This window comes from Lactococcus taiwanensis, assembly GCF_014905395.1.
Classification (GTDB): domain Bacteria; phylum Bacillota; class Bacilli; order Lactobacillales; family Streptococcaceae; genus Lactococcus; species Lactococcus taiwanensis.
The window spans coordinates 86,389-99,935 of record NZ_BNDT01000001.1; the positions used below are offsets into that span (position 1 = coordinate 86,389).

General features: G+C 40.6%; 15 protein-coding genes. 14 read left to right on the forward strand and 1 reads right to left on the reverse strand.

Translation table 11 applies throughout. The annotated features are described in order from the left end of the window. Window positions 1-7 precede the first annotated feature (7 nt). From nusA to fabZ, 14 genes are all read left to right on the forward strand, one after another. Window positions 8-1,183: a transcription termination factor NusA gene (gene nusA, locus JKP71_RS00395; protein WP_075525044.1), complete on the forward strand. Its 1,176-nt coding sequence runs from the start codon at window positions 8-10 to the stop codon at window positions 1,181-1,183. Window positions 1,184-1,260: 77 nt separating this feature from the next. After that, complete coding sequence (rnpM, locus tag JKP71_RS00400; RefSeq protein ID WP_200406620.1) at window positions 1,261-1,587, forward strand: RNase P modulator RnpM; 327 nt, start codon at window positions 1,261-1,263, stop codon at window positions 1,585-1,587. Between the two features lie 121 nt (window positions 1,588-1,708). Beyond that, window positions 1,709-2,014 (forward strand): YlxQ-related RNA-binding protein, encoded by a 306-nt coding sequence (locus tag JKP71_RS00405; RefSeq protein WP_075525042.1) that lies wholly within the window; start codon window positions 1,709-1,711, stop codon window positions 2,012-2,014. 20 nt (window positions 2,015-2,034) lie between these two features. Next, on the forward strand, window positions 2,035-4,830 hold the full coding sequence (gene infB, locus JKP71_RS00410) for a translation initiation factor IF-2 (RefSeq protein ID WP_200406621.1): 2,796 nt from the start codon (window positions 2,035-2,037) through the stop codon (window positions 4,828-4,830). Window positions 4,831-4,982: 152 nt separating this feature from the next. Further along, entirely contained in the window at window positions 4,983-5,342 is a 360-nt protein-coding gene (rbfA, locus tag JKP71_RS00415; RefSeq protein WP_075525040.1) for a 30S ribosome-binding factor RbfA, read from the forward strand. Between the two features lie 283 nt (window positions 5,343-5,625). Continuing rightward, a complete protein-coding gene (manA, locus tag JKP71_RS00420) occupies window positions 5,626-6,573 on the forward strand; it encodes a mannose-6-phosphate isomerase, class I (RefSeq protein WP_200406622.1) in 948 nt (315 codons plus the stop codon). A gap of 430 nt (window positions 6,574-7,003) precedes the next feature. Further along, a complete protein-coding gene (locus tag JKP71_RS00425; protein ID WP_200406623.1) occupies window positions 7,004-7,444 on the forward strand; it encodes a MarR family winged helix-turn-helix transcriptional regulator in 441 nt (146 codons plus the stop codon). Next, window positions 7,444-8,421 (forward strand): beta-ketoacyl-ACP synthase III, encoded by a 978-nt coding sequence (locus JKP71_RS00430; protein ID WP_075525037.1) that lies wholly within the window; start codon window positions 7,444-7,446, stop codon window positions 8,419-8,421. Before JKP71_RS00425 ends, JKP71_RS00430 begins: the two co-directional genes overlap by 1 nt. A 161-nt stretch (window positions 8,422-8,582) precedes the next feature. Further along, on the forward strand, window positions 8,583-8,804 hold the full coding sequence (locus JKP71_RS00435; protein WP_075525036.1) for an acyl carrier protein: 222 nt from the start codon (window positions 8,583-8,585) through the stop codon (window positions 8,802-8,804). A gap of 280 nt (window positions 8,805-9,084) precedes the next feature. Then, on the forward strand, window positions 9,085-10,005 hold the full coding sequence (gene fabD / locus JKP71_RS00440) for an ACP S-malonyltransferase (protein WP_200406624.1): 921 nt from the start codon (window positions 9,085-9,087) through the stop codon (window positions 10,003-10,005). A 148-nt stretch (window positions 10,006-10,153) separates the two neighbouring features. After that, window positions 10,154-10,885: a 3-oxoacyl-[acyl-carrier-protein] reductase gene (gene fabG / locus JKP71_RS00445; RefSeq protein ID WP_075525034.1), complete on the forward strand. Its 732-nt coding sequence runs from the start codon at window positions 10,154-10,156 to the stop codon at window positions 10,883-10,885. 153 nt (window positions 10,886-11,038) lie between these two features. After that, window positions 11,039-12,262, forward strand: a complete 1,224-nt coding sequence (fabF, locus tag JKP71_RS00450) for a beta-ketoacyl-ACP synthase II (protein WP_075525033.1) — start codon at window positions 11,039-11,041, stop codon at window positions 12,260-12,262. 5 nt (window positions 12,263-12,267) lie between these two features. Continuing rightward, window positions 12,268-12,750 (forward strand): acetyl-CoA carboxylase biotin carboxyl carrier protein, encoded by a 483-nt coding sequence (accB, locus tag JKP71_RS00455; protein ID WP_200406625.1) that lies wholly within the window; start codon window positions 12,268-12,270, stop codon window positions 12,748-12,750. 87 nt (window positions 12,751-12,837) lie between these two features. After that, on the forward strand, window positions 12,838-13,272 hold the full coding sequence (gene fabZ / locus JKP71_RS00460; RefSeq protein ID WP_075525031.1) for a 3-hydroxyacyl-ACP dehydratase FabZ: 435 nt from the start codon (window positions 12,838-12,840) through the stop codon (window positions 13,270-13,272). A gap of 131 nt (window positions 13,273-13,403) precedes the next feature. Here the strand turns inward: fabZ and JKP71_RS09610 are convergent, their stop codons facing one another. Further along, entirely contained in the window at window positions 13,404-13,538 is a 135-nt protein-coding gene (locus JKP71_RS09610) for a hypothetical protein (RefSeq protein WP_267905512.1), read from the reverse strand. Window positions 13,539-13,547 lie beyond the last annotated feature (9 nt).

A 13,547-nucleotide genomic window follows, 5' to 3' on the forward strand; every position in this document is an offset into this window, starting at 1 on the left:
AGAAAAAATGAGCAAAGAAATGCTGAACGCCTTTGCAATGTTGGAAGAGCAAAAAGGAATCAAATCTGAGATTGTGATTGAAGCGATTGAGCAGGCGATTACGGCCGCTTACAAACGTCAATATGGGCAAGCTCAAAATGTTAAGGTCATCTTTGATGAAAAGAAGGGCAATTTCAATGTTTACTCTACACGTGAAGTTGTTGATGAAGTCTTTGATAGCCGTCTGGAAATATCCCTTGAAGATGCGTTGGAATTGAATCCACATTATGAAATTGGCGATAAAATCATGTTTGAAGAAAAGCCAAAAGATTTCGCTCGTACGGCTGCTGGTGCTGCTAAACAAGTCATCATGCAAAAGATGCGTGAAGAAGAACGGACGATTATTTATAACGAATATAGCCGTTATAAAGATGAAATCATCCAAGGAACTGTGGAAAAAGTAGATGCACGTGCCGTTTACATTAACCTTGGTCGTGTGGATGCTTTATTGACAAAGAAAGATCAAATCCCTCAAGAAACTTATCACGTCGGTGACCGTGTGAAAGTTTATGTGACAGATGTTGTTTTGACACCAAAAGGGACCCGGGTCTTTATCTCACGTACAGCTCCAGATATGCTCAAACGGATGTTCGAAAAAGAAATTCCAGAAGTATTTGATGGTACGGTTGAAATCAAGTCTATTGCCCGCGATGCTGGTGATCGTGCGAAAGTCATTGTTCAAAGCCATGATGAAAATGTTGACGCAATCGGAACAATGGTCGGCTCAAAAGGTTCACGTATTCAAGGGATTATCCGTGAATTGGCTGGCGAAAAGATGGACATTATCGAATGGTCTGATGATAAAGCAATTCTCATTGCAAATGCTTTGAAACCTGCACGTATCGAACAAGTGCTCATCACAGAAGATGGTTCTAGCTTGGCTGTTGTTGCCCGTGATCAATTATCGCTTGCTATTGGGAAACGTGGCCAAAATGTTCGTCTTGCCGCGCATGTGACCAACAGCAAGATTGATATCAAAGCTGCTGACGAGTTTAACATCGATGACTATGAGTTTGTAGGAGAAGATGGCGAATCTTTGGATGAAACCCAAGCTACTGAAGGGGTTGAACTTGATGAAAGTGCAGAAGTAGCTCCAGAAGTCACTTCAAATGAAGCGACTGAGGCTTTGGAAAACGAAGAATAAATCTTTGACAAGGTTGTAAACTACTGACAGCTCTGTCAGTAACCTAAATGTTAATAGAAAAATTTTGAGGAGTTTCAATGAAACAAAAAAAGATTCCAATGAGAAAATCTTTAGTCTCAAATGAACAATTTCCCAAACGAGATTTGTTGCGCATCGCCTTTAACAAGGAAGGTGAAGTTTCGATTGATCCAACGGGAAAGGCGCATGGACGTGGCGCTTATATTGCTTTACTTAATCAAGAAGCGCAAGAAGCCAAGAAACGTCGTGTCTTTGACCGTGCATTCCAAACGAAGGTTTCCGAAGCATTTTATGACGAATTGATCACCTATGTTGAACATCAGGTGGCCCGTCGTGAATTGGAATCGGCAACTTATTCCGCTGACTTAGCACCTGATTACGACTAAAGAATAGGGAGCAAGAAGAACGACTTTACTGCAAAATTTTGCTGAAAAATTCTTTGTCCCTTATTGACAAAGCGGTAAAATAGAGCAGTAAAACGGGGAGAACTTGCAAACTGGAATAAAAATGGATAAAAAACAACAACTTTCAAATTTGATAGGACTTGCAAAACGAGCCGGTAAAGTGATTTCTGGCGAAGAACTGGTCATCAAAGCCATTCAAAATGGCAAAGCACGTCTTGTCATACTTGCATCAGATGCTGCTTCAAATTTGAATAAAAGAATTACTGATAAATCAACTTATTATGAGATTCCCGTCTCACAACTCTTTACAGAAATAGAATTATCGCATGCCATAGGACAAAACCGTAAGGTTATTGCTCTTGTGGACGATGGATTTGCAAAGAAAATGGAGAGCCTCATGAAGAACTGATGATATAAGGAGGACAAAGATTGTCTGAGAAAAAAAGAATTAACCAAATTGCTAAAGAAACTGGATTATCAAATGCTGAACTTGTGGCAACAGCACAAGCCTTAGGGTTTGAAGTAAAAGCCCACTCTAGCTCAGTAACAACAGAACAGGCTGAACAAATCGTTGCTCGCGCTAAAGCGGGTGGTGCAGCACCTACTACTGACAAAGCTGTCAGTGCTGATAAAGCAAAAAAAGGAACTGCAAAAGCGGATAAAAAATCAAGCGATAGCCCACGGACCTTCGCAGGTAAAGCTATCGTGGAAGATCCAGCTATCTTAGCTCGCATCAAAGCTAAAGAAGAAGCCGAAAAAGCGTCTAAAGCAAAAGAGCATGTGGTCGCCGCTGACAAAGCTGAGCGTGTTACTGAAAAAGCAACCCTTGCACCAAAAGCTGAGGTAAAAGTTGAAAAATCTCAAACCGAAGTGAAATCAGTAGCTCCAAAAGCTGAAGTGAAGACAGAAACAGTTACTGAGAAAAAGGAGCCTGTCATTACAGACGAAAAGAAAAAACCATTGAATCAAAAACCAAGAATTCAGATTAAAGTCGTTAAACGTGCCGAAGACATCAAAAAAGAACAAGCAGCTGCACGACCTGAAAAGAAAAAATTCGACAAAAATCGGAATGATCGTAATAATCGCAATGATAATCGTCGTCCTAACCAAGGCGGTCAAGGCGGTAATCGATTTGATAAAAATCGCCCAGCGGGACAATCACAAGGTCAAGGACCAAAACGTGATAAATTTGGTGCAACAAGCGCACCATCAACGGATAGCTTTACACCTGCTTCAGGAAAAAATAACCGCCGTGATCGTGATCGTAAAAAATCTGATAACAACCGGGATAACACTAAAGATGGTAACCGTAAGGGTGGACCACTTCGCGTCAATGATAATCGTAATCAAGTACGTAATGCACGTAATTCAAACTGGAACCAAAAAGGTGGACGTGGTCGCTATCAAAACAACCAGTCTTCACAAGTTCCTGCAACTCAACGTAAATTCCATGAATTACCAGAAAGCCTTGAGTATGAAGTAGGAATGAACGTGCAAGATATTGCAAAATCAATCAAACGTGAACCAGCTGAAATTATCAAAAAACTCTTCATGATGGGCACAATGGTTAACCAAAACCAATCACTTGATGAAGATACCATCGAATTAATCCTGATGGATTATGGGGTAACACCAGTCAAAAAGGTTGAAGAAGACAAGTCTGACATTGAACGACTCTTTGTCGAAGAAGGTTACCTCAACGAAGATGAAATGGTAGAACGTCCAGCGGTTGTAACCATCATGGGACACGTTGACCACGGTAAAACGACCTTGCTTGACCGTTTCCGTGAATCTCGCGTGACTGAGGGTGAAGCCGGTGGTATTACACAACATATCGGGGCTTACCAAATCACCTCAAATGGTAAAAAGATCACCTTCTTGGACACACCAGGTCACGAAGCCTTTACATCTATGCGTGCTCGCGGTGCTTCTGTCACAGATATTACCATCCTTGTAGTTGCTGCTGACGATGGTGTAATGCCACAAACAATCGAAGCCATTAACCACTCTAAAGCTGCTGGGGTACCTATCATCGTTGCCATCAACAAAATTGATAAACCAGGTGCTAACCCCCAACGTGTTACTCAAGAATTGACTGAACATGGTGTGTTCCCTGTCGCTTGGGATCCAGAAAATGGTTCAGAATTCGTTGAAATTTCGGCTAAATTTAACCAAAACCTTGATGAATTGTTAGATACAGTGCTTCTTGTGGCTGAGGTCCAAGAGCTCAAAGCTGACCCAACTGTTCGTGCCATCGGTACTGTTGTTGAAGCACGTCTTGACCAAGGTAAAGGGGCGATTGCAACCCTCTTGGTACAACAAGGAACACTTCACGTTCAAGATCCTATCGTTGTCGGAAACACTTATGGACGCGTCCGGACTATGACAAATGACCTTGGACGTCGGATTAAAGAAGCTGGCCCATCAACACCAATCGAATTAACTGGTCTTTCTGACGTGCCACAAGCTGGGGATCATTTTGCGGTCTTTGAAGATGAAAAATCAGCGCGTGCCGCAGGTGAAGAACGTGCGCAACGTGCCCAATTGATCAAACGTCAAAATACACGTCGTGTGAACTTGGATAATCTCTTTGACACCCTCAAAGAAGGACAAACTAAATCTGTTAATATTATCATTAAAGCAGATGTACAAGGTTCAGCCGAAGCGCTTGCCGCTTCTCTTCAAAAAATTGAAGTTGAAGGGGTTAAAGTGGATATCGTCCATTCAGCTGTCGGGGCAATTTCAGAGTCTGATATTTCACTTGCAGCAGCATCCAATGCGATTATCATTGGTTTCAATGTTCGACCAACTGGCCTTGCACGTGAACAAGCGGCTCAAGAAGAAGTCGATATTCGCTTGCACAGCATCATTTATAAAGTGATTGAAGAAGTTGAAACAGCAATGCGCGGAATGCTCGATCCTGAATTCAAAGAAGAAATCATTGGTGAGGCAGTCGTTCGTGAAACCTTCGAAGTTTCTAAAGTTGGAACAATCGCTGGATTTATGGTTACGCGTGGTAAAGTTGCCCGTGATGCTTCTGTCCGTGTCATTCGTGACGGTGTTGTGATTCATGATGGTGCAATTGCCAGTCTTAAACATTTCAAAGATGATGTTAAAGAAGTTGGAAACGCTCAAGAAGGTGGTTTGATGGTTGAAAACTTCAATGATATTGCTATTGACGATACATTTGAAGTTTACAAAATGGTTGAAATCGAACGTAAATAATAAGAGGTGAGGAAGAGCTGCTAAGAAGTTGTGAAAAATGCCATTTTTCATCATAAACTTCTGGCCTTCCGAACTCATTTTAAATGTGGGTGTGGAAAAGTGATTTAAAAATCATTTATCTGCATTTTTAAACGAAAAAATAGGAGGAGAAAATGGGAAATTCTTTTCGTAGCGACCGTGTTGCCGTAGAAATTCAACGCGAAATCAATGATATTTTACGAAATAAAGTACGTGATCCACGGGTTCAAGATGTAAATATCACGGATGTTCAATTGACTGGTGATTTGAGTCAAGCGACTGTTTATTATAGCCTCTTGTCTAATTTGGCTTCTGATAATGAAAAAGCAGCCACAGCTTTGAAAAAAGCAACTGGTCTTTTCAAGAGTGAGTTGGCAAAACGTATGACGATTTTCAAAATTCCAGATTTAACTTTTGCTAAAGATGAATCTGTTGAATACGGCTCAAAAATTGATGAACTTTTACGAGGACTCAATGATAAAGCTGAGTATTAAATGAAAGTACTGATATAAAAATTACTGACAGCTCTGTCAGTAATTTTTTGATGTCAAAAAAGTTGAGAGAATTACTCCAGTTAAATTTTGTGATATAATGGACATTGTGAAATGAAAGCGAATAACTATTTGCTGATTTTAAGTCCTGCAAGGAGCGATCGGAAAACTGAAAAGAGTGGCTCCTTTATCTGTCTAAAAAAATTTTAGAATAAGAAATGAGCAATTAAGATTTTCAGTTGATCATCAAGGCTTGTGCAGAACAGGTGTAACTAAGGAGGAAATTATGAAAGAACCATTGTTTTTGAACTCAGTTTTGCAAGAAAAAATCTGGGGCGGCGACCATTTGAAAGAATTTGGCTACGATTTGCCATCAGACAAAGTTGGTGAATATTGGGCTATTTCTGCTCATCCACATGGTGTGTCAACAATTGCTAATGGCGAATTTAAAGGTCAAAAACTTGACCAATTATACGCAAGTCACCGCGAATTGTTTGGTGATAGTCAAAAAGAAGTTTTTCCCTTATTAACTAAAATTTTAGATGCCAATGACTGGCTTTCTGTGCAAGTTCATCCAGATGATGAATATGGTCAAAAACATGAAGGTGAACTTGGAAAAACTGAATGTTGGTACATTATTTCAGCTGAACCAGGCGCTGAAATTATCTATGGACATAATGCTAAATCACGTGAAGAATTAGCAGAAATGATTAAATCTGGTGATTGGGATCATTTGTTACGTAAGGTAAAAGTGAAAACAGGAGATTTCTTCCATGTTCCGTCAGGAACAATGCACGCAATTGGTGCTGGCATTGTTATTCTTGAAACACAACAATCCTCTGATACAACTTACCGTGTTTATGATTTCGACCGTAAAGATGACCAAGGAAATCTGCGTGAATTACATATTCAACAATCAATTGATGTATTGAATATTCCAGGCGACAAAGTTCCTGAAAATCAAGTTAAAACTGAAAAATTTGCTGATGCAGAAATTACAACGCTTGTGAAATCAGCTTTCTTTGATGTTTATAAATGGCAAATTCATGGCGCGCATGAATTTACCAAAGTTGCAGATTACACTTTAGTTTCTGTCTTAGAGGGAGAAGGTGTTCTGAGCATTGCGGGAGCAGATTATCCTCTGAAAAAAGGAGATCACTTTATTTTGCCAAGTTCTGTAGAAGCTTGGAAATTAACGGGACAGCTTGAATTAATCGCAAGTAATCCTGAATAAATTTTATAAGTTACTGACCAGCTGGTCAGTAACTTTTTTTTTACAAATATAAGAAAAGAGCCAGATTAGACAGCTGTAAAATAACGGTTACACATTTTTTTCACTTGCAAAAGTTTCTGAAAAATAATATAATTTGATACAGTAAATGGTTTGCAATATAAAAATAAAATTGAGTTCATCTTACTGGAAACTGTAATGGAAACCCACCAAATGCAGGGGAGAGGTAATTGCGTCAGCAAAAAGCTTGTCCCCTGTCTAGCTGTCAAAGGAAATTGCTGAAAACTGGATTGTGAGCTTAGCCTCACCTACTTGCTTTCCCAGATTCTGGATAAGCCGAACTCACTTTCAAAGGACACGCCTCGCTTGCTCCCGACAATACAGCAAGGTGGACGAGCAGGACAAGCCACACCCTCAATAAAAAGGATGACAGATGAAAACGGATTTCGATAAAGTAAACGAGTGGTTGATCCAACTGTTTCATGACTTTATGATATTAGAAGAGCAATTTTTAAAAGACTCAGCTTATTCTGACGTCACCGTCAAAGAGCTGCAAATTTTGACTTTGGTGCATACTTTAGGTACAGCAAGAGCGACTGATATTGCAAAAAACCAAAAATTGGCCTTATCGACCATTACCATTACCCTCAATCGCCTTGAAGATAAAGGCTACATTGAGCGTAAACGTTCCACTGCTGATCGCCGAGTGACGCATATTGCGCTCACAGAAAAAGGAGATGGGCTCTGTGCGACACACCGTGAGTTTTTCCACACTATCACTGACAATTTGTTTGATAGCGTGTATGGAACAACGGAAAATAAGTTGGCGGGCGAACTTGCCGCTTTGCACAATTCTTTGGAGAATATGAAATAATGACTTTTGCGAAAATAACCCAAGTGGCACATTATGTGCCAGAAAAAGTGGTAACCAATGATGATTTATCAAAAATTATGGATACCAATGATGAGTGGATTTATAGCCGTACGGGTATTAAAAATCGCCACATCTCAACAGGAGAAAACACTTCAGACTTAGCGAGTGAAGTAGCCAAACAACTTCTTACTCAAGCTGATCTTGCAGCTGAAAAAATTGATTTTATCATTGTAGCAACGATTACCCCCGACTCGCTCATGCCTTCAACAGCTGCACGAGTGCAGGCAGCAATTGGTGCGACAAATGCCTTTGCATACGATCTCACAGCTGCATGTTCGGGTTTTGTTTTTGCTTTATCCACAGCAGACAAGCTCATTAGTTCAGGAAGCTACCAACGGGGCTTAGTAATTGGGGCGGAGGTCTTTTCAAAGGTTATTGATTGGTCAGATCGTTCGACAGCTGTTCTTTTTGGAGATGGGGCGGCAGGTGTGCTTCTAGAAAATACCGGTGAGCAACCCTTAATTATTGCTGAGAAGCTGCAAACTGACGGTAACCGTGGGGATAGTCTTCGCTCTGGCATTACAGATCTCGAGACGCCTTTTGCTTCGAAAAGTTATGAGCAGCCTGCACTAAGTATGAATGGTCGCGCTGTTTTTGATTTTGCGGTACGTGATGTTACTAAAAATATTGAAGCAACCATTGAATCCGCTCAGATTTCACGAGACGCAGTAGATTTTTATTTATTGCATCAAGCGAACTCTAGAATCCTAGATAAAATGGCTAAAAAACTAGATGTTCCAAGGGTTAAGTTCCTCCAAAATATGCAAGAATATGGCAATACTTCTGCAGCAAGTATTCCTATATTGTTGTCAGAATCCGTAAAAAATGGTATATTTAGTTTGGACGGTCAAACTAAAGTCGTCTTGACAGGATTTGGTGGTGGACTCACTTGGGGGACAACACTCATTAATCTCTAAAAGGAATAGGCAATGGTTGAGTTAAGCTTCACCAACAAAATCAGCCTATCCTTCTGAAGCACTACATGGATGCTACAAGGCATTCACTTTCTAACTAAAGGTTATAATCCGCAAAAGCGGCTATAATATAAATATTTTCACTCATTAAAGGAGAAAAAATCATGGCAGTATTTGAAAAAGTACAAGACATCATCGTAGACGAACTCGGTAAAGATAAAGAAGAAGTAACACTCGAAACTTCATTTGAAGAGCTCGATGCTGATTCACTTGACCTTTTCCAAATCATCAACGACATCGAAGACGAATTCGACGTTGAAGTTGATACAGAAGCAGATATGAAAACAGTTGCTGACCTCGTTAAATACGTAGAAGACAACAAATAATTCGGATGGGGGTGATTAGGCAAAGAAAGATTTTCTCTTGCGCTTTTCACCCTCCTTTTCGTTACCTCACTCTTTGAAAACTTGACTTTAAGTAGATAAAGAGATTATCAGGACAAGGGAGCCTAGTGAGTGATACTAGGCCTACTCTCTTGATTTTCATATTACAAAATGTCATTTTTTTTATCATAAAAAACATTTTATAATACTAATAATTAACTCCACGAGAGAAAAAAATAAAGGATAAACACATTTTTAAAGAAGAAAAAATGTGCAATAATAGATGACTAAAACAGCATTTCTCTTCTCGGGCCAGGGCGCACAAAAACTCGGTATGGCTCGTGATTTATATGATCGATATGATATTGTTAAAGCAACTTTTGACAGCGCGCAAGCTGCGTTAGGTTATGATCTTCGTGCTTTGATTGACAATGATGAAGAAAAACTTAATGAAACAATCTATACACAGCCTGCAATTTTGACGACTTCAGTGGCTATTATGCGACTGTTAGCTGAACAAGGCATCACGCCTGATTTAGTAGCAGGGCTTAGTCTTGGAGAATATTCAGCTTTAGTGGCTGCTGGTGCCCTCTCCTTTGAAGAAGCAGTTAAACTTGTAGCTAAACGTGGCCAGTATATGACTGAAGCAGCACCGACTGGTTCAGGTAAGATGGTTGCTGTCATGAATACTGATGCTAAAGTTATTGAAGAGATTTGTCAAAAGGCGAGCGGGCTTGGAGTTGTTAGTCCGGCAAACTATAACACCCCAGGTCAAATTGTGATTGGTGGCGAGGTTGCTGCCGTTGATCAAGCAGTAGCACTTCTTAAAGAAGCTGGTGTACGCAAAATGATCGAATTAAAGGTATCAGGTCCCTTCCATACAGCACTTTTAAAATCTGCCTCTGCTAAATTAGCTCAAGAATTGGAAAATGTAAAATTTGACAATTTTAAACTTCCCTTGATTTCAAACACCACAGCGCAAGTCATGGAAAATGAGCAAATCAAGCCCTTATTGACTCGGCAAGTGATGGAGCCTGTCCGCTTTTATGAATCCGTCGCTACCATGCAAGAACTTGGTGCGACTCGCTTTATCGAAGTAGGACCAGGTAAAGTTTTGTCTGGTTTCATCCGAAAAATTGACAAGACGGCTGATTACATGAATGTTGAAGATTTGGCTTCTTTTGAAGCAATGCTTAAGCAATAAAATTAATTTTAAAAGGTCTGTTTTTTAAAACGCCTTCTTGGTTTGCTTATCCAAGTCAGCACAGCAAAAGCTAAATAAGCTATTAAAGATCATTTCTTAGAAAAATATTTTCTGAGAACATTTCGATTTATAAACACATGGAGAAAACATGGAAATCAAAAATAAAAACATCTTTGTCACAGGATCAACGCGCGGAATTGGTAAAGCGATTGCCTTGCAATTTGCGAAAGCTGGTAGTAATTTGATCATCAATGGACGCTCTGAAATCTCAGAAGACTTACTTGCAGAATTTACTGCCTTTGGAGTAAAAGCAGTTGGAATTTCTGGTGATATTTCTAAATCAGAAGATGCGAAACGAATGGTTGCAGAAGCTGTTGAAGCTTTGGGCTCAGTTGATATCTTAGTCAATAATGCAGGAATCACACGTGATGGCTTATCTTTAAAAATGAGCGAAGAAGATTTCGATGCGGTTCTCAAGATTAACTTGACAGGCGCTTTTAATATGACGCAAGCAGTCTTGAAGCCTATGACACGTGCTCGTCAAGGAGCGATCATCAACATTTCTTCTGTAGTTGGTTTAGTAGGTAATGCTGGACAAGCAAATTATGCAGCCTCCAAAGCTGGTTTGATTGGTTTGACTAAATCAATTGCCCGTGAAGTCGCTGCACGCAATGTACGCGTGAATGCAGTTGCGCCAGGCTTTATCGAGTCGGACATGACAGAAGTACTTTCTGACAAAGTTAAGGACATGATGAAAGGACAAATTCCAATGAAGCGTTTTGGAAATCCTGAAGAAGTGGCTACAGTTGTCCAATTTTTGGCTGAGCAAGAATATATGACCGGTCAGGTGCTTTCCATTGATGGTGGAATGGCTATGTAAGGTCTTTTATGACTAACGAATCTATTTATTTATAAACAAAGAAAGGAATGAGCTGATAGTTTTCATACAGGGGCAGTGAAGAGCGCTTTTAATTAAGGGAGTGTTACTTGCGACTCTGTATGCTTAAAGGCTATAAGCTCTCAACTAATCAATATGACAAATCGAGTTGTAATTACAGGTTATGGCGTGGTCAGTGCCATTGGGAACAGCCCTGAAGAATTCTGGGACAACCTTAAGGCAGGAAAGACAGGAATCGGACCAATCACTCACTTTGACGCAGAAGCAACTGGGATTTCTGTGGCGGCTGAAGTGAAGGACTTTCCTTTTGACAAATATTTCCAGAAAAAAGATGCCCGTCGTATGGATACTTTTTCACTTTATGCGGTTTACGCTGCATTGGATGCTATGGCGATGTCTGGGATCACTGAAGAAAACACCGATTATGACCGCTTAGGCTGTATCATGGCTTCTGGGATTGGTGGTTTGGAACAATCACAAAAAAATTCACAAGCCTTGCTTAAGGGACCACGTAAGGTGACACCTTTATATGTTCCTTTGGCTATTGCCAATATGGCAACAGGGAATGTCGCATTGCGCACAGGAGCTCGTGGAGTTTCACGTGCTGAAGTTACGGCTTGTGCGGCTGGGGCAAACTCTATTGGTTCAGCTTTCCGTGAAATTAAACATGGTTACGCTGATGCCATGATTGCTGGTGGTGCCGAGGCGGCTATTTGTGAATTAGGGATTGCTGGTTTTGCTAACTTGACTGCTTTGACCAAAGAATCAGATCCTACTATTGCGTGTCGTCCTTTCGATAAGGAACGCTCAGGATTTGTTATGGGTGAAGGTGCAGGGGTCTTAATCATGGAAAGCCTTGAGCATGCGAAAGCACGTGGGGCTAATATCCTGGCTGAGATTGTTGGTTATGGGAATACGAATGATGCTTATCACATGACAACACCATCAGGAATCGGTGCTGAAAATGCGATGAAATTGGCCTTGCAAGAAGCGGGTGTTGATGCTTCTGAAGTGGATTACATTAATGCACATGGTACTTCTACACATGCTAATGAAGAAACAGAAGCTAAAGCAATCCATAATGTAGTGGGCGATAAAGCTTATGTTTCATCTACGAAAGCATTGCACGGCCATGCCCTTGGTGCAACAGGTGCGATTGAAGCTGTTGCAACCGTGCAAGCAATTTTGAATCAATATGCACCAGTGAATGCAGGAACCAAAGAATTGGACGAAGGCATGACAATTAACGTTGTTCTTGGAGAAGGTCAACCTGCTGAAATTAACCTTGCATTGTCACAAGACTTTGGTTTTGGTGGCCACAACGCAGTATTGGCATTTAAGAAATGGACGGGAGAATAAGCAAAATGAACATCTCAGAAGTAAAAGATTTGATGAACCAATTTGATGGTTCATCTTTACGTGAATTCTCTTGGAAAAATGCTGAAGGAACGCTCTCATTTTCAAAAAATGAAGGACATCATTCTGAAAGCCTTGGGGTTGCTCAACCTGCTGTAAATGTTCCAGCTACTCCTGTAGCCGCTCCTGCCGTTGCTCCAAAAACTGAAACGGTTTCTGAAACAGCAGCAGGAGAAACGCGCCCAGCAGCTGCTGAAGGTGAGGCTGTGACTTCGCCATTAGTTGGGGTGGCTTACCTTAAACCAACGCCTGATAAAGCAGAATTTGTCAAAGTTGGCGACGCTGTGAAAAAAGGTCAAACCTTATTGATTATTGAAGCAATGAAAGTCATGAATGAAATTCCAGCACCTACGGATGGTGTCGTAACTGAAATCATGGTTTCACCTGAAGAAGTGGTTGAATTCGGTCAAGAGCTGATTAGAATCAAATAAGTTTACTGACCACATGGTCAGTAAATGAGAAGGTGAAAAAACCACTGACCAGTCCGTCAGTGTGCTTTAAGAAAAGAGTGAGAGCAAATGACTGAAGTAAATATTAATGTAACTGAAATCATGGAGGCTTTGCCTCATCGTTATCCATTTCTATTGGTGGATCGCGTCATTGATATCGCTGATGACGAGATTACTGCCATCAAAAATGTAACGATTAATGAAGAATTTTTCCAAGGGCATTTTCCACAATATCCAGTGATGCCAGGTGTTTTAATCATGGAAGCCTTGGCACAAGCGGCTGGTGTTTTGGAGTTATCAAAACCTGAGAACAAAGGTAAATTGGTCTTTTATGCCGGCATGGATAATGTCAAATATAAAAAACAAGTCACACCCGGTGACCAATTAGTCTTACACGCGAAGTTCATCAAACGCCGTGGTCCTATTGCCGTTGTTGAAGCAGAGGCAACCGTAGATGGCAAACTTGCAGCAAAAGGAACATTGACCTTTGCCTTGGGTGCTTAAACCGCGTACTGTTAAGTTAATACTAAAAAAACTGACCATTCTGTCAGTAAAAAGAAAGCCGTGACTTATTAAGATCACGGTCATCTTTCGGACTTATTTTATTTTATCCCGCGTGTATTTTCAGTAGAAATTTACACGCTCATCTCTTTTACTGACAGCTCTGTCAGTAAAAAAGCGCTGAGCCAAGCGCTAAGGACAATTTTCCGCAAAGGAGAAAGGAGTGGAGCTTCGAAACTTGAACCCAAATAATCAAGTGCTGGACTCACATCTTAACT

Coding starts and splice junctions, on each gene's coding strand:
- rnpM (WP_200406620.1), top strand. CDS start 1,261: ATGAAACAAAAAAAGATTCCAATGAGAAAATCTTTAGTCTCAAATGAA.
- fabZ (WP_075525031.1), top strand. CDS start 12,838: ATGACTGAAGTAAATATTAATGTAACTGAAATCATGGAGGCTTTGCCT.
- fabG (WP_075525034.1), top strand. CDS start 10,154: ATGGAAATCAAAAATAAAAACATCTTTGTCACAGGATCAACGCGCGGA.
- fabD (WP_200406624.1), top strand. CDS start 9,085: ATGACTAAAACAGCATTTCTCTTCTCGGGCCAGGGCGCACAAAAACTC.
- JKP71_RS00405 (WP_075525042.1), top strand. CDS start 1,709: ATGGATAAAAAACAACAACTTTCAAATTTGATAGGACTTGCAAAACGA.
- JKP71_RS00430 (WP_075525037.1), top strand. CDS start 7,444: ATGACTTTTGCGAAAATAACCCAAGTGGCACATTATGTGCCAGAAAAA.
- manA (WP_200406622.1), top strand. CDS start 5,626: ATGAAAGAACCATTGTTTTTGAACTCAGTTTTGCAAGAAAAAATCTGG.
- JKP71_RS00425 (WP_200406623.1), top strand. CDS start 7,004: ATGAAAACGGATTTCGATAAAGTAAACGAGTGGTTGATCCAACTGTTT.
- JKP71_RS00435 (WP_075525036.1), top strand. CDS start 8,583: ATGGCAGTATTTGAAAAAGTACAAGACATCATCGTAGACGAACTCGGT.
- fabF (WP_075525033.1), top strand. CDS start 11,039: ATGACAAATCGAGTTGTAATTACAGGTTATGGCGTGGTCAGTGCCATT.
- rbfA (WP_075525040.1), top strand. CDS start 4,983: ATGGGAAATTCTTTTCGTAGCGACCGTGTTGCCGTAGAAATTCAACGC.
- accB (WP_200406625.1), top strand. CDS start 12,268: ATGAACATCTCAGAAGTAAAAGATTTGATGAACCAATTTGATGGTTCA.
- nusA (WP_075525044.1), top strand. CDS start 8: ATGAGCAAAGAAATGCTGAACGCCTTTGCAATGTTGGAAGAGCAAAAA.